Genomic DNA, 18,982 nt, shown 5'->3' on the forward strand with positions numbered 1-18,982 from the left:
CATTGCGATCTGCGCTCAGGCCGCGCGGGCCTTGGGGACCACCCCAAACCCCGACCTTGCTGTTGCGGAACTTGCGAAATGTCCGCCTTGGGAAATTTGATCAAATTTTATTGGCAAGGCGCATGAAACCCGGTAACCTGCGGCAAAATCGAACGGGATGGTCGCGATGGACCTCAGCAATTATCAAACCTTCCGGGTGGCGGCGTGTGATCTCAACGGGCGTATGCGCGGTAAGCGTGTGCCTGGTTCCTATGCGGAAAAACTTGGCAAGGGGACGGTGCGGATGCCGCTTTCGGCGCTGAATGTCGATATCTTCGGGGCCGATATCGACAACAGCCCGCTGGTGTTTGAAACAGGCGATGCTGACGGCATCCTGATGCCCACGGATCGCGGCCCGATGCCTGTACCATGGCTGGCCGTCGATCAGCCGCTGGTGCCGATGGTGATGCATCATGACGACGGAACCCCCTTTGACGGCGATCCGCGCCACGCGCTCGTGGCAGTGCTTGACCGCTATGCGGCGCGCGGCTGGCGGGTCATGGCGGCGACCGAGCTGGAATTCACATTGGCCGATGACAGCGACGACACGCTGCGCACCGTGCGCGACCCGCGAAGTGGCCGCCGCCTAACCGCGCCGGGCGTGCTGTCGCTGGCGCAGATGGACGCGTTCGATCCTTTCCTAAGCGCACTTTACGAGGGCTGTGAGGCGATGGGCATCCCTGCGCAGACGGCGACCAGCGAGGCCGGGATCGGCCAGTTTGAAATCACCTTGAACCATCAGGACGCCCTGCGTGCGGCCGATGACACCTGGGCATTCAAGTCCCTGATTAAAGGGCTTGCGCGCCAGCATGGCTTTGCCGCGAGCTTCATGGCCAAGCCGTTTGCCGATGACGCGGGCAACGGGATGCACCTGCATTTCTCGGTGCTGGATGGCGAGGGACGAAACATTTTCGACGATGGTGGTGAGGCCGGAACCGATCTGCTGCGCGCCGGGGTTGCCGGTTGCGTGGCCGCGATGCCCGCATCGACACTGATCTTTGCGCCGCATGCCAATAGTTACACTCGGCTGGTGCCGGGCGCCCACGCCCCTACTGGCGCGTGCTGGGCCTATGAAAACCGCACCGCCGCGATCCGTATCCCCGGAGGGCCGCCCGCCGCGCGGCGGATTGAACATCGCGTTGCGGGAGGCGATATCAACCCCTACCTCACCTTCACCGCTATCCTTGGTGCGGCCATCATGGGGATCGAGGATAACATGACCCCGCCCGCGCCCCTGACCGGCAACGCCTATGAGCAGGGCCTGCCGCAGCTTGCCGCCGATTGGCAAACCGCCACCGACCGGTTCGAAACCGACCCGGTCATTGGCCGGTTCTTCAGCCCCACGATGATCCGAAACCTGGTCATGACAAAACGCCAGGAGCTGCGCCTGATGTCGGCGATCCCGGAGGCCGAGCACTGGAAAACCTATCTGGAAAAGGTTTAACATCGCCCAAGGCCCCTCCACACATCCAAGATTTGATCAAATAACGAGAACACAGATGAAAATCGGCATCCTCATCACCGGCCATGCGATCCCCGAATTCGAACAGGATTTCGGCGGGGACTACGATGCGGTTTTTGCCCATATGCTGCGCGGTCACGGGTTTGAGTTCGTGGGCTACAATGTCGTCGATGGCGAATTCCCCGAGGGCCCGGCATCGGCGGATGGCTGGCTCATTACCGGCTCCAAACACGGTGCTTACGAAGATCACGACTGGATCCCGCCGCTAGAACAACTCATTCGCGACATCTATGCCGATGGCCGACCGCTGGTCGGGGTGTGTTTCGGCCATCAGGTCGTGGCGCAGGCCCTGGGCGGCAAGGTCGAGAAATTCAGTGGCGGCTGGTCCGTGGGCCATACGAGCTACACAATCGAAGGTCAGGACATGGCGATCAACGCCTGGCATCAGGACCAGGTGACGGAACTGCCCCCAGGGGCCGAGGTCATTGGCTCGTCCGATTTCTGCGCCAATGCCGCGCTGCTTTATGACAATCGCATCTACACGATCCAGCCGCATCCCGAATTCACCTCTCGCATGGTGGGGCAATTGCTTGATACGCGCGGGCGCGGCGTGGTGCCGGATGAGTTGATGGATGATGCCCGAACCAAGCTCGACGCGCCGATCGACAGCGATCAGATCGCGGACCGCGTCGCGAATTTCTTTAAACGAGGAGCCTGAGACATGGCCGACTGGAAAGACAACCTGCCGCAAGCTGCCAAGACCTACCTGGAGGGTCGCCGCCTCGACGAGGTCGAATGCATCGTCTCCGACCTGCCCGGCATTGCGCGCGGCAAGGCGGTTCCGGCATCGAAATTCGCCAAGCAGGATTATTTCCACCTGCCGGATTCGATCTTTTACCAGACGATCACCGGCGATTGGGGGGAGGCCGCCGACGAGGAAGAGGGCTTTATCGAAAAGGACATGATCCTGAGGCCCGATTTCGCCACGGCAACGGCCGCGCCCTGGACCGGCGACTGGACGTTGCAGGTCATCCACGACGCCGAGGACCGCAAGGGCAACCCGATCCCCTTCTCGCCGCGCAATGTACTCAAGCGGGTGGTAGACCTCTATGCCGAGCGTGGCCTCAAGGCCGTCGTCGCCCCCGAGATGGAGTTTTTCATCGTCGCCCCCAACATTGACCCGGCCCATGAGATCAAGCCGATGATGGGCCGTTCGGGCCGCCCTGCCGCCGCGCGGCAGGCCTATTCGATGACCGCCGTGGATGAGTTCGGCCCCGTCATCGACGACATCTATGATTTCGCCGAACATCAGGGGTTTGAGATCGACGGCATCACCCAGGAAGGCGGCGCCGGGCAGCTTGAGATCAACCTGCTGCATGGCGATCCGGTGAAACTCGCCGACGAGGTGTTCTATTTCAAACGTCTCATTCGCGAGGCCGCCCTGCGCCATGACGCCTTTGCGACCTTCATGGCCAAACCCATCGCCGAAGAGCCGGGATCGGCCATGCATATTCACCACTCGATCCTCGACATCAAAACCGGCGAGAACATCTTTTCAGGGCCACAGGGCGGAGAGACGGACGCGTTTTATCACTTCATCGGCGGCTTGCAGAAATACATGCCCGCGGCCATCGCCGTGCAGGCGCCTTACGTGAATTCCTATCGCCGCTACGTCAAGGACAACGCCGCGCCGATCAACCTGGCCTGGGCGCGCGATAACCGCACCACCGGCATCCGCGTGCCGCTCAGCGGTCCCAAGGCGCGGCGCGTCGAAAACCGTCTGGCCGGGATGGATTGCAACCCCTACCTCGCGATCGCCTCCTCGCTTGCCTGCGGCCTTCTGGGCATGATGAACGAGACCCGACCGGACAAGCAGTTCAAGGGCGACGCCTATGCCGGGGACTCAGAGATCCCGCAGGTGCTGGGCGAGGCTCTGGATCTCTTTGATGAGGCGACCGAGTTGCACAAGATCCTCGGCCCAGAATTCGCACGGGTCTATTCCATCGTGAAACGCGCGGAGTATGACGAGTTCCTGCAGGTTATTTCGCCGTGGGAACGTGAACACCTGCTGATGAATGTCTGATCCCGGCGGCACCGGCGGAATTTGCGTATTTTTGGAAAGGTGAAGGCATGAACCTGCTCTATGCCAATGACCGTCCGGGAGAATACCCCGAAAGTTGGTACGCGGCGACCGCAACGCCGCTGAACCCTTTCGAACGGCTAAAGGGCCAGACGCGCGCGGATGTCTGCGTCATTGGCGGCGGCTATACCGGATTGTCGGCCGCGCTGCACCTGGCCGAAGCGGGGCGCGACGTGGTGCTCTTGGACGCGCATCGCGTGGGCTTTGGCGCCTCGGGGCGCAATGGCGGGCAGTTGGGCAGCGGTCAGCGGATGGGCCAGGACGGTTTGGAAAAACTGGTCGGTCGCGACGATGCCGCGAAGCTCTGGGCATTGGCCGAGGACGCCAAGGACCTGGTCAAATCGCTGGTTGCGAAACACAAGATCGACTGCCATCTGAAACCCGGTATCGCCCATGCCTGTTTCTCCAAGCGCGAGGTGGCCGAAGAACACGAATATGCCGAGCACCTGCAAACCCGCTATGGCTATGGCGAGATCGAGCCCTTGGACCATGACCAGTTGCAGGCGATCTGCCCTTCGCCCTCCTATGTGGGCGGTACGCTCGACATGGGCGCGGGGCATCTGCATCCGCTCTCCTATGCGCTCGGCTTGGCGCGGGCCGCGGCGGCGGCGGGCGTACGGATCCATGAGAAATCCGAAGTGCATGACATCATTCCGGGCAGCAAGGCGGTGGTGCGGACCAATCATGGACAGGTCGAAGCCGATCACGTGATCCTCGGCTGCAACGGCTATCTGGGCGGGCTTGATCGCAAGGTGGCGGCGCGGGTCATGCCGATCAACAATTTCATCGCGGCGACGGAACCGTTGGGAGATGAAGCCGACAAGGTGCTGGCGCGCGATGTTGCCATTGCAGATACCAAGTTCGTCATCAATTATTTCCGCCTTTCCCACGACAAACGCCTGCTTTTCGGCGGCGGTGAAAGCTATGGCTACAAATTCCCCGCCGATATCGCCGCGACCGTCCGCAAACCGATGCTGCAGATCTTTCCCCATTTGCGGGATGTCAGGATCGACTACACCTGGGGTGGCACGCTTGGCATTACCATGAAACGGATGCCCTACCTCGCGCGGCTTGCACCCAATATCCTGACCGCCTCGGGATATTCCGGCCATGGCGTCGGGACCGCGACCCATGCGGGCTGGCTCATGGCGCAGGCGATCGCCGGTCAGACGGACGGTTTCGACACAATGGCGCGCATTCCCACGTCGACCTTTCCCGGTGGTTCAATGATGCGCTCGCCGCTTCTGGTGCTGGCGATGACCTGGTACGCGACCCGCGACCGGCTTGGTATCTGACGGGCGCCTACCCCCCCCTTAAATCCCTGTCATTCACGCAATGCCTTGCGCCGGATCGGCAGGGCAGACCCCTGCGTTCCTGCCGGCACGAAATTGCCGGGCAGTGTCGTATTTTCTTTGCGCGACGAGGTAATTGTTTTAGAAAGTCCGAAAAGATTCTTCAGGAAAGCCGAAAACATGACCCTAGCCCCCAATGTTTACGACGCCGAGCCCATCCCCGCCGCCGCCCGCGCGGAAATCGACAAGATGTTGGAAACAGGCGACCTTTTCCGATACACGGCACCGGAAAATGCGCCCGTGACACTGCTGGAGCAGGAGTTTGCCGCGCTGATGGGCAGCCGATATGCGCTTGCGGTTTCCTCCTGCTCGGCGGCGCTTTTTCTGTCTCTCAAGGCGCTTGGCCTGCCCCGTGACACCCGCGTCCTGATCCCCGCTTTCACCTTTGCCGCCGTCCCCTCCGCCGTCATTCATGCCGATTGCATCCCCGTGCTTTGCGAAGTGGGCGACAATTACCGCATTGATATCAACGATTTCGAACACAACCTCGATGACACGATCGGCGCAGTGATCATCAGTCACATGCGCGGCCATACGTCGGATATGGATGAGATCATGGCGCTCTGCCATGCCCGTGGTGTTCCGGTGATCGAGGACGCTGCGCATTCGCTCGGGACCACGTGGCATGGGCGCAATATCGGCACGATCGGTCGGGTCGGCTGCTTCAGCTTCCAATCCTACAAGCTGGTCAATGCGGGCGAAGGCGGGATCATGATCACCGATGATCCGGACCTGATCGCGCGGGCCGTCATCATGTCCGGCGCCTATGAGCACAACTGGGCCAAGCATTTCACCGCCGCGGATACTGACCTCGACGTGGCCTTTGCCAAGACGCAGAACATGCTGCCGCTCTACAACCTTCGGCTCAGCAACCTGTCGGCGGCAATCATCCGCCCGCAACTTGCCGAAATCCCGCGCCGCGTGAGCGATGGCCGCCGCAATCACGACTATGTCGCCGAACGGCTGAACACCTCGCCCTGGCTCGACGTTCCGGAGAAACTGGCGCAAGAGGAACGCGCGCCTGACTCGATCCAGTTCAACCTGATCGGCCTCAGCCCGGATGAAACCCACGCCTTTGTCGCCGCGGCGGAGTTGCGAGGGGTCAAGATACAGGTCTTTGGGCAAAGCACGGACAATGCCCGGGCCTTCTGGAACTGGCGGTTCATCCCAGGCGAGACGCCGGAATTGCCCAAGACCCACAACATGCTGATGAAGGCATGCGACACCCGCCTGCCCGCCCGCCTGACCACGGCCGACCTGGACCTGATCGCCGATGCGATCACCGGTGCCGTGGCCGAGGTCATGGCCCCCGCGCGCGCCTACGGCACCTGACCGCTTTACACGCCGCCCTGCCGCCTCCTACTGTGCCGGCAGGAGGCGGAGATGACGGATTTTTCTGACGGCGCGGCGTGGATCAAGGGGCGTATCGTTCCGATTACGCAGGCAAGTATTGGCGTGACCGACTGGGCGGTGACCCATTCCGATGTCACCTATGATGTCGTGCCCGTCTGGAACGGCGCCTTTTTCCGACTTGATGACTACCTGGCGCGGTTCGAGGCGTCGATTTCCGCCTGTCGGATGGATATCGGCCTGGACCGCGCGGGGATCACCGAGGCCTTGCAGCAAATCGTCGGCAAATCCGGTCTGCGGAATGCCTATTGCGCGATGGTCGCCGCGCGCGGCACCCCGCTTATCCCCGGAAGCCGCGACCCGCGTGAATGCGGCAACCACTTCTATGCCTGGTGCGTGCCTTACATCCACGTGGTCAAATCTGAGATCGCCGATGCGGGCGTGACCGTCTGGCTATCCCGGGACACGCGCCGCATCCCGCCCGACAGCGTCAACCCGCGCGCCAAGAACTACCATTGGGGGGATTTCACCGCCGGTCTCTTCGAGGCCAAGGATGCCGGGTATGAGACGGTTATCCTCTCGGATCACAACGGTAACGTGACCGAAGGCCCGGGTTTCAACCTTTTCGCGCTCAAGGGCGACACGGTCATCACCGCCGATACCGGCGTTCTGCACGGCATCACGCGGCAAACCGCGCTGGAGCTTTGTCGGGCAAAGGGTCTTGTGACCGAGGAAAGGGCCTTGCCGGTGGACGAGCTGATGCAGGCGGACGAGGTGTTCCTTTCCAGTTCCGGCGGCGGCATCATCCCGGTTCGGCAGATCGGCGAGCGGGTCTTTTCAAACGGCGCCGCCGGTCCGGTCGCCAGCGGGTTGCGGCAGGACTATTTCAAACTGCTCAACACCCCGGATTACAGGACAATGGTCACCTATTAGGCCATCGCCATCTCGGACAGCAACCGGCGCTGGATCTTGCCGGACGGGCCTTTGGGCAGTTCGTCCATGAAATGGATGTGATCGGGGCATTTGAACGCGCCCAGCCTTGTCCGGCAGATCTCCAGGAGTTCGTCTTCGGACAGGTTCGAGCTATCGTCGATCTTGACCGCCGCCTCGATCCGCTCGCCATAGCTGTCGCAGGGGCGCGAAAACGCCGCCGCTTCGATCACGTCCGGGTGCGAATAAAGCGCCTCGTCGATCTCGCGCGGGGCGATATTCTCGCCGCCCTTGATGATGAGCTCCTTCAACCGCCCGGTGATGTATAGATACCCGTCATCGTCCATCCGGCCCAGGTCACCGGTCCGCAGCCAGCCATCGGGCGTGAACGTGTCGCGCGTGGCTTGCGCGTTCTTCAGGTATTCGCGCATCACGTTGGGGCCACGCACCGCAACCTCGCCTTCCTGACCCGCGGGCTGGGGTGCGAAATCCCGCGACAGAATGCTGACCTCGTTGCCAAACGCCACGCCGGGCGAGCCGATCTTGCGCTCGCCGGGCGGCAGCGGGTTCGACAGGATCTGCGCCGCGGTTTCGGTCAGCCCCATGGTCTCGATGATCGGCACGCCAAACCGGCTCTCGAACGCCGTCTGCACATCGGGCGACAGCGGCGAGGAGGCGGAGCGGCCAAAGCGCAACCGGTCCTTGGTGGTGGCATCGGGGTCGAGATCGGAGTGCAGCAGGTGCGATATGATCGTGGGGACGACCGAAAACCAGGTGGCGCCGGTCGTCGCTATGTTTTCCCAGAACCGGCTGGCGGAGAAGCGCGGGCACATGGCCAGCGACCCGCCCGACACGAGCGCCCCCATGACCGTCACGCAAAGCCCGTTGATATGACAGATCGGTAGCACGCAAAGCCCCCGATCCTCGGGCGTCAGCGCATGGGCAATGGCGGTGGTCCATCCACCGGCGAGCAGGCTCGATTGCGTGTGCACGACACCCTTGGGACGACCGGTGGTGCCGGACGTATACATCAGCAGAGCGTGATCTTGGTGCGCCACCGGATGCAGGGGCGTCGTGCCTTCGCCGTCGGGATCAAGGCGCGTGATACGCCCGCCCGACGCCCCGCGGAACATCTCCAACTGACTATCATCGACAAAAGCAAAGCGGCTCTCGGAATGATCGAGCGCATAGGCGATCGCCTCCTGCCCGGCGACAAGGTTGATCATCGTCGCGCGAAAACCGCCGTAAAGAACGCCCATAAGACACTGAACTGCCGCCCGCCCGTTGGGCATCATGATCGCCACGCTTTCGCCATGGGCGATGCCCTCGGAGGTCAAGTAACCCGCGATGCGGGCGGCAGTATCGCGCAAATCGGTCCAGCTGAGGCTTTCCTCCCCTTCGGGAAAGACAAAGGCCGAACCCTCCCCAATTGCGCGTTTCTCAATCCAGTCACGGAGCGTACCGGAAGGTGGTTGATCCGCAGACAGTGTCATTTTCCCGCGACATTCCAATAGGATGCAAAGATGTCATCAACCGCCGGCTCATTGGCCGGGATTTCGCGGATTACCTTGGTGGTCTGCATGAAATGACGCCAATGCAGGTTGTCATCGATCGAATTTCCGCCCCAGGTGCCGCAGCCCATGCTGAGCGAAAACGGCATGCCGTTGTTGAACGCCCCGCCGGTGGCGAAACAATGCGCCTGGTTGACGATCACCCGGCAGGTCGGGAGCGCGGCGCCCAATGCCATGGCGCGGCTGTCATCCGCGCTGTGCAGGCCGATGGAATGGCCTGCCCCCATGTGGTCCAGGATGCGCGCGGCGATGGACTGCGCATCATCGAAATCCCGCGCGCGGTAGAGCGCCGCAACACGGCTCAGCTTCTCGCCCGAAAGCGGATGATCCGGCCCGATCCCGTCGGTTTCAACGGCCAGGAACCTCGTGTCGGTGGGCACCTTGCCCGCCATGCCAAGCGCGTCGAGCATGGGGCCGGCATCCTGCGCGATCACCGCGCGGTTCAGGTGACCATCGGGCCAGAGCTTGGCGATGATGCCGTCGGCCTCGGAGGCGGGCACCAGCGCACCGCCTTCCCTGGCCATCGCGGCGACAAAATCGTCGTAGACCGCGTCAACAACAACGATCTCGTTCTCGGACGAGCAGGACGTCGCATTGTCGAAACATTTGGACGCTGCGATCTTGGCGGCGGCGGCTTGTAGATCGGCGGTCTCATCCACGATCACAGTGACGTTGCCCGCCCCCACGGCCACCGCTGGCGTGCCGCTTGTATAGGCGCGGCGCACGTTGTCCTGACTGCCGGTCACCACCAGCAGGTCCGCCGCCTCCAGCATCCGTTGCGTCTTGGCCTTGGAGCCAGGGGCCGGGACCATCTGCACCAGGTCATGATCGAGGCCGATCTTGTCGAACTCGGCATATATGTACGAGAGCAGCAATTCGCAGCTCGGGATGCCCTTGGGCGAAGGCGAGAGCACAATGGCATTGCCGCATTTGAGCGCGTTGATGATGTTGTTGGCAGGCGTCGCCGCCGGGTTGGTTGACGGCACGACCGCGCCGATCACGCCCATCGGGCGGGCGATTTTCGTGATCCCCGTGGCCGGATCGTCGTCGATCACGCCGCAGGTTTTTGCGCCCGCGATATCGCGCATGAGGCCCAGTGTCTTGCGGTGGTTCTTGGTGATCTTGTCCGGCACATTGCCGAGACCGGTTGTCTTGACCGCCAGTTCCGCCAGCGCCCGGTTGCGCGCAGGCTCCATGATGGCCCAACCGGCGGCGGCGGCGGCGTTGTCATACCGCTCCTGCGTGGCACCGGCCTCATAGGCCTGCTGCGCCACGCGTGCGCGGGCCATGACCTGATCGACTTGGGAAAGATCGTCCTGGGCGTTCATGGGGAATTCCTGATTGTTGGGGGAAAGGGCGCCGACCGCCCTCTCCGTTTTCAGATGTAAGGGGTTCAGAGCCCTTCAAGAAGCTCCGCCAGGGTTTCCTGACGCGCGGCCCACATGGCCTGCACCTCTTCGCGGGTCATGATGTGCATGGGCGATCCGCCCGCCTTCATCTTCTTGGCGACGCGCGCATTGGCGAACATCTCCGGTACTGTGGCGGCCAGCTTGTCGATCACCTCCTGCGGGGTGCCTTTGGGCACCATGATGCCGCGGAAATTGACACTTGCATTGTCGATATCCATGCCCTGCTCTTTCATCGTGGGGACATCGGGCAGGAACTCGTTGCGCTCAAGATCGAACACACCGAGGATTTTGACATTGCCCGCCTCCTGCGCGCGGAACGCATCGGAGAGGTTGTTGACACCGGCCATCACTTCGCCCGCGATCACGGCCTTCATCGCCGCAGCACCGCCGCCCTTGGTCGGGATATAGGCCAGTTTCACACCCGCCGCCTTTTCAAGCTGCAACGCCGCGATATGGTGTCCCACGAAGAGGCCCGCGCCGGAAAATGTCAGCTTGCCCGGGTTCTCCTTGGCAAAGGCCAGCACGTCCTCCATCGAGTTCATCTCGCTGTCGGCAGCCACGACGAAAACGGCCGGATCGGCGCCCCAGTTGGCGATAGGCTCAAAACTGTCGGCGGAATATTCGACGCCGCCCTTAATCGACTGCGCGATGAAATGCGGGATGTTGTAGGCCGCGAGCGTGTAGCCATCGCTTTCGGCCTGGGTCGCGAACCAGTTCCAGCCCACGCGCCCACCGGCGCCCGGCTTGTTGATGATCGCGATGGGCATGCCAAGCGCATCCTCGTTGCCTGCGGTCATGGTCACGATCCGCGCCTGAAAATCGGTCGCGCCACCCGCGCCGTAGCTGACCATCATCATGATCGGCCTGTCCGGGTAATCCTGCGCCTGCGCGCCGCCCGTTAGGGCCATCAGGGCCATTGCGACCCCTGCCAGTAGTTTTTTCATTGTCGTTTCCTCCCTTGGAACTCTGGTGTTGTTGGTTGTTCAGAACAGTATTTCACGCGGCGTATAGACCTTGAGCAGCAGGCCAAAGACGCCATACATCACGGCGATGAAACAGGCGGTGATGATCGCCCTTTTGATCCAGGTTTTCGCCTCATTATGCGGCGCCGGATCGTAAAGCGACAACAAGACGAAAAAAGCCAGTGTCGTGGCAGTGTAGAACCCCAGCGCCTTGGCCAGCCAGAAGACGTAGATCAGCGAAACGATCAGGCCCGGCGCGAGGTTCAACGCCATCGTGCGCGACACGCCGCTGCCGACCTTGGACCAGCCCAGAAGCGCCTTGACGAAGGTCCAGCCCGCAAGCGCCACGAAGGCGGCAGAGATCAGGCGCGGGAAAAGGAAGGCCTCGGCCGGCTGTTGGGTGAAGCTCACCCAGGCGATCCAGCAGCCGACGGCGAAGACAATCCCCGAGGGGACGATATGCTGGGCGCGGCTCATGCGGTCACCTCCGCGTTCTGCGCCCGGTTTTGCCGCAGCTCCATCACCACGGAATAGGCGATGGAGGCGATCACGATGGCGATCAACACGAGGTTCAGCGCACCGCCCAGGAAATAGGTGCCCATGCCGTCGGTCGCGTTGGCGATCATCGAGCCTTGGATGAAGTTCGCTTCGGCAATCGGGCCGAGGATCAGGCCCAGCACCAGAGGCGCGGCAGAAAACCCGAAACGTTCCAGGAAGAACATCATCACGCCAAGCGAGGCCATGACATAAACATCGCCCATCGAGCTTTGCACCGAATAAGCGCCGAAGACCGACAGACCCAGCACGACGGCGGCCATCACGCATTGCGGCACCTGCGCCACCTTGGCCGCGAGACCCGCCACGTAGAGGCCGAAGAGGCACATCAGCACCTGCCCGATCAGCATCGAGTTGATGAAGGTCCAGGCCACGTCGGGGTGGTTGTCGAAAAGATCCGTGCCGGGGAAGATCCCGTGGATCAGCAAGCCGCCCAAGAGCACGGCGGCGGTGGGCGATCCGGGGATCGACAGGGTCAGGAGCGGCACGAGACTTGGTCCCACCATGGCATTGTTGGCGCTTTCGGCGGCAATCACACCCTCGGAATGGCCAGTGCCGAATTTCTCACGCTCCGAGCTGAATTTCTTGGTCTGGTCATAGGCCACAAGCCCGGCGATCTGCCCGCCCACACCGGGGATCAGACCGATGATCGAGCCGACCGAAGTGCCAATCGCCATCGCGCGCTTGCGGCTGAAAAGCTCGCGGACCGCGTCGCCGATCGCGTGTTTCTTGACCTCGATCACCTCGATATTGTCGTTGCGCCGCCCCTTGGCGAACATGGTCAGCACCTGCGGGATGGCGAAAAGGCCGATGAGCGCCGCGATGATGTTGATCCCGCCGCCAAGCGAGGGGTGGAAGATAAACCGCTGCGCGCCCATGATGTCATCGAAGCCGATGGTTGCGAGCCAAAGGCCGATACAGCCGGACAGGAGCCCCTTGACCACCGAGGCGCTGTCGAGCGAGCCGATGATCGTCACCCCCAGAATGGCCAGCCAGAAGAGATGCGAAGGCCCGAATGCCAGCGCCCATTTGGCCAGAAGTGGCGTCAGGAAAATCAGCAGGAGCACCCCGAAAATGCCCCCTACGGCGGAGGCCAGGAACGAAAGCTGCAGTGCACGTGCGCCCTCGCCCTTTTTCGCCATGGTATGGCCGTCGAGCGTGGTCGCGATATTCGCAGGCGCGCCCGGAATTTTCAGCAGGATCGCACTGACCGCGCCACCCGCCACGGTCGAGGTGTAAGCCGCCCCCAGCAGGATCAGCCCCTGCACCGCTTCAAGATGAAATGTAAACGGGATCAGAAGCGCCACTGCCATGGTCGGCGACAAGCCCGGTGTCGCCCCCAGGATCAGCCCGCCAATCGTCCCCACCAGCAGAAGCAGGAAAGAGATCGGCGCAAAGACGTCACCGAAGTAATAGATGAATTCCACCTGTGGCCCCTCCCGGTCACTGACGGCGTTCTCGCCAATTGACAAATCAGGGTAGGCAATGAAAATAGTATTGCAAATGTTTTCATAAAAAACGTCGAAACGACCTTTAGATGATTGATAAAAAACGGCAAAAATCGGATATCATAGACGTCGCCAAGGCGGCGCGCGTGTCGCCCTCGACGGTCTCGCGCAGTTTCAATCACCCCGAAATGGTCAATCCGGCGACTCGGAAAAAGATCAACCGGGCGGTCGAGAGATTGGGATACATCCGCAATCGCGCGGCCCAGACCATGCACGGACGGCGCAGCGGCACCATCGGCCTGATCGTGCCGACCATCAATCACACGATCTTTTCGGAGGTGATCCAGGCCTTTTCCGATGCGATCGACGCCGCGGGGTTCACCCTTCTGATCACCTCGCATGGCTATGACCTCGACCGCGAATATGCGATGCTCCGCAAACTCCTGGAACACCGCGTGGATGGCGTGGCGCTCATCGGGCTGGAACATACGACCGCCAGTTTCAACCTGATCGAACAGCAAGGCATTCCCGCCATTGCCATCTGGAACCACAGCGACCAATCGCCGATGTCCTGCGTCGGTGCGGACAATCTCGAAGCCGGGCGGATGGCCGCAGAACATCTGCTCTCGCTTGGCCATCGCGACATCGGCCTGATCTTTCCGCAGACCATCGGCAACGACCGCGCCCGCGAGCGGCTCCAGGGGGCGGTGGCCGCCCTTGAAAGCCACTGTGTGACGATCCCCGACCATTGGCGGTCCGAGGCCCCCTATTCCATCGCCCAGGCCAAACGCGCCACGCTGGATCTGCTCGCGCGCGCGCCGCGCCCCTCGGCGCTTCTCTGTGGCAACGACGTCATTGCGCAGGGTGCGCTCTACGGCGCGCAAAAGGCGGGTTTCGACGTGCCAAGGGATATGTCGATCATCGGCATCGGTGATTTCAAGGGATCAGAGGACCTTGAACCGGGCCTCACGACGATCCGTATTCCCGCCCATGATATCGGCACCATCGCGGGTGAAAACTTCACCCAGATGATCACTTCGGGTGGTGCCGAAACACTGCGCCTGAAGTGCGATCTTGCCTGTGTCATTCGCGGCACAACCGCGCCAAGGTGATGGAAAACCGCGCCAAAACTTCCGTAACCATCGGATTTATCGACATTTTATTCCTCATGATGCGTTGGCGACACGCTGTCGCAAACAAGCGAGACACCGGCCGCTGTCCACGACAGGGTTGATATTAACGGGCGCCCATTGCGTGACCCGTCCCCAACAATTCGGATTTCAAGATGTCCACCACCGCACCGGATACATCATCCGCGCAGTCGCGCAACATGCATGGCCTTGTCTGCATTGAATTCGGCATGCTGTTTTTCGTGGTGCAGGACGCGATGATGAAATCGCTGCTCGAGACCTATCCGGTCTGGATGCTGATCTGTATCCGCTCCTGCGTTGCCTTACTGATGCTGGTGCCGCTGATCGTGGTGTTGGGCGGGCCGCACCGGCTGCTCACGCCGCTCTGGCCATTGCACCTGCTGCGCGCGGCCCTCTTCGCCCTAGGATTTTCGCTGTTCTACGCGGCCTTCCCCTTCATGGGGCTGGCCGAGGTCACCACGATCTTCTTCTCGGCGCCGCTGATCACCGCCTTGCTGGCGGCGCTGATGCTCAAGGAAACCATCGGCATCCACAGGATCGGCGCGCTCGTGGTGGGCTTTGTCGGTGTCATCATCGCGATGAACCCGACGGGCGACAATTTCACCTGGGTGGCGATCCTGCCGCTCCTCTGCGCTGTGGCCTATGCACTTGGTCAGATTCTCGCGCGGTTTATCGGCGACCGGGATTCGACGCTGACGCTGGGGCTCTATACTCTGGCGCCTGCCGCGCCGCTCATCCTTGTCATGGGCTGGTCGCTGAACCAAATCGTCGATATCGGCCCCGAGTTCCAGCACCTGCGATGGGATTTCCCCGTCGAGGCGCTTGGCGACATGCCCCGGCTTGTCCTACTGGGGGCGGTCGGCATGGCGGGCTATCTGCTCATATCGCGAGCCTACCAGGTCGCCAATGCCAGCTTCGTTGCGCCTTTCGACTATACCTATCTACCAATCGCCGTGGTCCTCGCCTATGTGCTTTGGGATGAGGTGCCGCCGGCGGCCACCCTGATCGGGATGGGATTGATCATCCTCAGCGGGCTTTACCTTGGCTACCGCGAACTCCGGGCCGCGCGCCACAGCGACGAACCGCCAATCGTGGCCGAGACCGCATTTGCCCCCGGCAACCCGCTGACGCCGCAAAGCGTTGATGAGGATTCGCCCCTATGAGCACGGCCACCCATATCGCCCCGTCACGGGATACGCGCGGGGTCCTGCTCGTCTTCGGCGCGGGGGTCTTGTGGTCAACCATCGGGCTCTTCGTGCGGCTGATCGACGATGCCGTGGTCTGGCAAATCCTGCTCTACCGGTCGATCGTTCTGTCGGCCTTCCTCTTCGTCGTGATCCGCTGGCGCACCGGCGAAAGCCCGTTCCGCCGTTGCCGTGAGATCGGCCTGCCCGGGGTCATTGGCGCGCTTGCCCTCGTCGCGGCCTATACCGGGGGCATCTACGCCATTCAGGCGACATCGGTGGCCAATGCGATGGTCCTCTTTGCTTCGGCCCCGTTCATGGCGGCCCTGCTGGGCATGGTCATCCTGAAAGAGCCGGTCCGGGTACATACCTGGATCGCGATGGGCGTGGCTTGTCTCGGCATCGGCATCATGGTCTGGGACAAATCCGGCGGCGGCGCCATGGCGGGCAACCTCGCCGCGCTCGGCTCAGCCCTGGGGTTCGCGGTCTTCACGATCACCCTTCGGTGGGGCAAATCGGGAGAGATGCTCCCTGCGGTCTTCATGTCCGGCCTTTTCGCCATCGTGATCATGGGTGGTATCTGCCTCCTTCTGGGCCTGCCGCTTGTCCTGAGCGCCCATGACGGTGCAATCGCCGGCAGCATGGGCATCTTTCAGGTGGGCGCGGGCCTCGTGCTCTACACGATCGGATCGAAGACCGTCCCGGCGGCGGAACTCACCCTCCTCTCGCTGGCCGAGGTGGTCCTGGCGCCGTTCTGGGTCTGGCTGGCTATGGGCGAGGTTCCGACGCAGAACACCCTCATCGGCGGCGCGGTCCTGCTTTGCGCCATCGCCGGTAACGCGATGCGGGGCGGGCGTCGGAAACCGCCCATATCGACCCCGTGACGCGTTGCTTTTCTAGGTTTCGCTTAACATTTGCCGCAGTTCGGTCTTGAGAACCTTGCCGTAATTGTTCTTCGGCAACTCCCGCAGCGGCAGGTATCGTTTGGGTTTCTTGAACCGGGCGATTTCACTGGTGCAATGGACCTCAAGCGCGGCCTCATCGAGCGCGCCGTCCGCCACGGGGACAACGAAGGCCACGACGATCTCACCCCATTCCGGGTCCGGCTGTCCGACGACCGAGACCTCCCGTACCGACGGATGGGTCAGAAGCACCTCTTCGACCTCGCGGGGATAGATGTTCGACCCGCCGGAAATGATCACGTCCTTGGACCGGTCCTGCAACGTGACATACCCGTCCGCGTCCATGCGCCCAACATCCCCGGTCATCAACCAGCCATCTACCAGCGTCTTCTCCGTGGCCTCGGGGTTCTGCCAATACCCCGGCATGACGGCGGCACCGCGCACCATGATCTCGCCCACCTCGCCCGCAGGCAGCGGGGCACCATCGGACCCGCCGATCTGCACCTCGACCAGCGATTGCGCGCGCCCGACGGAGTTCAGCCGTTCGCGCCAGCGGGGGTGGTTACGGTCGGCCACTTCATCACGACCCAGGGCAGTGATGCACATCGGGCTTTCACCCTGGCCATAGACCTGCATGAAGATAGGGCCGAAATGATCCACGGCTTCGACGATATCGGCCTCGTACATCGGGCCGCCCGCATAGATCACGCTGCGCAACCCCTCACCGGTCTCGCCGGAGGTTTTGGCCGCGAGGGTCAGACGTTTGACCATGGTGGGCGCGGCGAACATATGCGCCCGCCCGAAATGCCGGGCCAGATCGAAAATCTCCGCCGGGTCAAACCCGCCCGAGGCCGGGCAGACATGGCGCGCACCCGTCAACACATGCATCAGGGCATATAGACCCGCACCATGGCTCATCGGCGCGGCATAGATCGCCGAATCCGCGGCACTGACGTGATCGACGTCGGTAAAGTAGCACATGGTCATCGCCATCAGCATGCCATGGGTGATCATCACCCCCTTGGGCCGCCCGGTTGTCCCGGAGGTATAGAAGAGCCAGGCGAGGTCATCCGCCCCGCGATGGATCACATCTGCCAGAGGCGCTGCCGCCCCGATCCCGGTGGTGTCGTCGGCAATGTCGATCAACCGCGCAGGCGTCTCCGCCTCGGCCAGGGCGGTTGCCAGATCGGGCGTGACAAGACACATCGACGCGCCTGCGTTTTCGAGGATCCACGCGGCCTCGCGCCCGTGCAGCTTGGCATTGATCGGCACCGCCGCGGCCCCGGCGGACCAGATGCCGAAAAGCGCGATGAGGAACTCCGGACAATTGCGCATGAAAATCCCGACCCGGTCCCCGGGCCTGACCCCCTGCGCCACCAGCCATCCGGCAAGCTGCCCTGCCCGGTCCCTGAAGACCGCGTAGTCGGCAATGCAGCTCTGCCCGGCAAAAAGCGCCGGGTTCTGCGGGGTTGCCTGGGCGGCGCGGGTCAACCAATGTGCCAGGTTCATCTGCGTGACCTTTCAAAAACCTGGCCGACATCACCACTAAATCGGTCGGCAATCAATTCGTAGAACTACGTGCCTGTTTGACGCCTTCTCCATCCGGTGCATAGTGCGCCCCATGTCGATGAAAGACCTTGCCTTCGATCACGCGCCCGTCGGGCTTGTTATCCTGGAAAACCGGATCATCCGTCAGTGCAACCAGACCTTTGCCACGACATTCGGCGGCACGCCCGAGGATTTCACCAACGTGCCGCTGGCCAATTTCTACATCTCGATCGAGGACTACCGCCGCATCGGCGAGCGGGGCCTGGCGGCGATGCGCAAGACCGGTCACTACGCCGACGAGCGGGTGATGAAACGCCAGGACGGCACGTTTTTCTGGTGCCGGGTCCGGGGGCAATCGCTGACGTCCGACGATCCGTTTCGACGTGGTATCTGGTCCTTCGCGGATCTCTCCGAAGAACGTCCCATCGTTCACCTGACACAGCGCGAACGCGAGGTGGCGATCCTGACCTGCCGGGGCAAAACGTCCAAGGAAATCGGGATCGAGCTGGGCCTCTCTTACCGCACGATCGAGGTCTATCGCGCCCGCCTTCTGGAGAAATTCCAGGCCCGCAAACTGGCTGAGCTCGTGGCAAAACTCTCGGGCATGCCGCTTTGAAAATGACGCAGGGGAAAGAAATTCATCTCTCCCCTCGCAATTTCACCCGGAATACCCCATTTTGCTAGTCAATTGCCCGCTTTTATCGCGCCACAGCATGCCTTATAAGCGGCAAAAAACAACGCGGTGCTCCGTTTCAAATCAAACACCGCAACTGGCCGAGGACCCGGATGTCGAAAAAAACTCACCAAGATGACGTCGCCTTCATCAAGGCGCTGGCGGAAATGCTGAATGAAAACGACCTGACCGAATTGCAGGTCAAGCGCGAATATGGCGATGCGGACAGCCTCAATGTCCGGGTCAGCCGCAAGCAGGAGATGACGGTTGCCGCCGCCCCCGCCGTAATGGCCCCCGCCGCCGCCC

17 protein-coding genes and 1 pseudogene are annotated in these 18,982 nt (G+C 62.2%); 11 read left to right on the plus strand and 7 right to left on the minus strand.

Annotated elements, in window-relative coordinates:
* Positions 1-166 precede the first annotated feature (166 nt).
* From RBB29_RS21500 to RBB29_RS21515, 4 genes are read left to right on the plus strand one after another with little or no spacing between them, the layout of a single operon-like run.
* Positions 167-1,483, plus strand: coding sequence for a glutamine synthetase family protein (locus RBB29_RS21500; protein WP_306116864.1), 1,317 nt, complete (start codon positions 167-169; stop codon positions 1,481-1,483).
* 55 nt (positions 1,484-1,538) lie between these two features.
* Positions 1,539-2,219: a type 1 glutamine amidotransferase gene (locus tag RBB29_RS21505; protein ID WP_306116865.1), complete on the plus strand. Its 681-nt coding sequence runs from the start codon at positions 1,539-1,541 to the stop codon at positions 2,217-2,219.
* 3 nt (positions 2,220-2,222) lie between these two features.
* Positions 2,223-3,584 (plus strand): glutamine synthetase family protein, encoded by a 1,362-nt coding sequence (locus tag RBB29_RS21510; protein ID WP_306116866.1) that lies wholly within the window; start codon positions 2,223-2,225, stop codon positions 3,582-3,584.
* A 47-nt stretch (positions 3,585-3,631) separates the two neighbouring features.
* On the plus strand, positions 3,632-4,936 hold the full coding sequence (locus RBB29_RS21515; protein WP_306116867.1) for an FAD-binding oxidoreductase: 1,305 nt from the start codon (positions 3,632-3,634) through the stop codon (positions 4,934-4,936).
* Between the two features lie 29 nt (positions 4,937-4,965).
* Here RBB29_RS21515 and RBB29_RS21520 read toward each other — a convergent pair whose 3' ends face one another.
* Positions 4,966-5,115 (minus strand): hypothetical protein, encoded by a 150-nt coding sequence (locus tag RBB29_RS21520; protein ID WP_306116868.1) that lies wholly within the window; start codon positions 5,113-5,115, stop codon positions 4,966-4,968.
* Between RBB29_RS21520 and RBB29_RS21525 the strand changes: the two genes are divergently transcribed.
* Both RBB29_RS21525 and RBB29_RS21530 read left to right on the plus strand, forming a co-directional pair.
* A complete protein-coding gene (locus tag RBB29_RS21525; RefSeq protein ID WP_306116869.1) occupies positions 5,114-6,325 on the plus strand; it encodes a DegT/DnrJ/EryC1/StrS aminotransferase family protein in 1,212 nt (403 codons plus the stop codon). The two genes, RBB29_RS21520 and RBB29_RS21525, sit on opposite strands and share 2 nt — an antisense overlap.
* Before the next feature lie 51 nt (positions 6,326-6,376).
* Entirely contained in the window at positions 6,377-7,276 is a 900-nt protein-coding gene (locus tag RBB29_RS21530; RefSeq protein WP_306116870.1) for an aminotransferase class IV, read from the plus strand.
* Here RBB29_RS21530 and RBB29_RS21535 read toward each other — a convergent pair.
* From RBB29_RS21535 to RBB29_RS21555, 5 genes are all read right to left on the minus strand, one after another.
* Positions 7,273-8,766 (minus strand): AMP-binding protein, encoded by a 1,494-nt coding sequence (locus RBB29_RS21535; protein WP_306116871.1) that lies wholly within the window; start codon positions 8,764-8,766, stop codon positions 7,273-7,275. The genes RBB29_RS21530 and RBB29_RS21535 overlap by 4 nt on opposite strands.
* On the minus strand, positions 8,763-10,172 hold the full coding sequence (locus tag RBB29_RS21540) for an aldehyde dehydrogenase family protein (protein WP_306116872.1): 1,410 nt from the start codon (positions 10,170-10,172) through the stop codon (positions 8,763-8,765). The genes RBB29_RS21535 and RBB29_RS21540 overlap by 4 nt, the downstream gene beginning before the upstream one ends.
* A 65-nt stretch (positions 10,173-10,237) precedes the next feature.
* Positions 10,238-11,197 carry a tripartite tricarboxylate transporter substrate binding protein gene (locus RBB29_RS21545; protein ID WP_306116873.1) on the minus strand — a complete coding sequence of 320 codons (960 nt, stop codon included), beginning with the start codon at positions 11,195-11,197 and terminating at the stop codon, positions 10,238-10,240.
* 39 nt (positions 11,198-11,236) lie between these two features.
* Positions 11,237-11,692, minus strand: coding sequence for a tripartite tricarboxylate transporter TctB family protein (locus RBB29_RS21550; protein ID WP_306116874.1), 456 nt, complete (start codon positions 11,690-11,692; stop codon positions 11,237-11,239).
* On the minus strand, positions 11,689-13,197 hold the full coding sequence (locus RBB29_RS21555) for a tripartite tricarboxylate transporter permease (protein WP_306116899.1): 1,509 nt from the start codon (positions 13,195-13,197) through the stop codon (positions 11,689-11,691). Before RBB29_RS21555 ends, RBB29_RS21550 begins: the two co-directional genes overlap by 4 nt.
* A 110-nt stretch (positions 13,198-13,307) precedes the next feature.
* On the opposite strand from RBB29_RS21555, the gene RBB29_RS21560 reads away from it, so the two are divergent.
* The 3 genes from RBB29_RS21560 to RBB29_RS21570 all read left to right on the plus strand — a co-directional run bounded on the left by RBB29_RS21560 (position 13,308) and on the right by RBB29_RS21570 (position 16,437).
* Complete coding sequence (locus RBB29_RS21560) at positions 13,308-14,330, plus strand: LacI family DNA-binding transcriptional regulator (RefSeq protein WP_306116875.1); 1,023 nt, start codon at positions 13,308-13,310, stop codon at positions 14,328-14,330.
* A 173-nt stretch (positions 14,331-14,503) separates the two neighbouring features.
* Complete coding sequence (locus RBB29_RS21565; protein ID WP_306116876.1) at positions 14,504-15,532, plus strand: DMT family transporter; 1,029 nt, start codon at positions 14,504-14,506, stop codon at positions 15,530-15,532.
* Positions 15,529-16,437, plus strand: coding sequence for a DMT family transporter (locus RBB29_RS21570; protein WP_306116877.1), 909 nt, complete (start codon positions 15,529-15,531; stop codon positions 16,435-16,437). Before RBB29_RS21565 ends, RBB29_RS21570 begins: the two co-directional genes overlap by 4 nt.
* Positions 16,438-16,449: 12 nt before the next feature.
* Here the strand turns inward: RBB29_RS21570 and RBB29_RS21575 are convergent, their stop codons facing one another.
* Positions 16,450-17,964 (minus strand): class I adenylate-forming enzyme family protein, encoded by a 1,515-nt coding sequence (locus RBB29_RS21575; protein ID WP_306116878.1) that lies wholly within the window; start codon positions 17,962-17,964, stop codon positions 16,450-16,452.
* Positions 17,965-18,082: 118 nt separating this feature from the next.
* Between RBB29_RS21575 and RBB29_RS21580 the strand changes: the two genes are divergently transcribed.
* Together RBB29_RS21580 and RBB29_RS21585 are read left to right on the plus strand one after the other, a co-directional pair.
* A complete protein-coding gene (locus tag RBB29_RS21580) occupies positions 18,083-18,619 on the plus strand; it encodes a PAS and helix-turn-helix domain-containing protein (protein WP_306116900.1) in 537 nt (178 codons plus the stop codon).
* Between the two features lie 170 nt (positions 18,620-18,789).
* Positions 18,790-18,982 (plus strand): annotated as a pseudogene (locus tag RBB29_RS21585) (acetyl-CoA carboxylase, biotin carboxyl carrier protein); the annotation flags it as partial.

The organism is Roseovarius sp. MMSF_3359, assembly GCF_030733385.1.
Lineage (GTDB): Bacteria > Pseudomonadota > Alphaproteobacteria > Rhodobacterales > Rhodobacteraceae > Roseovarius.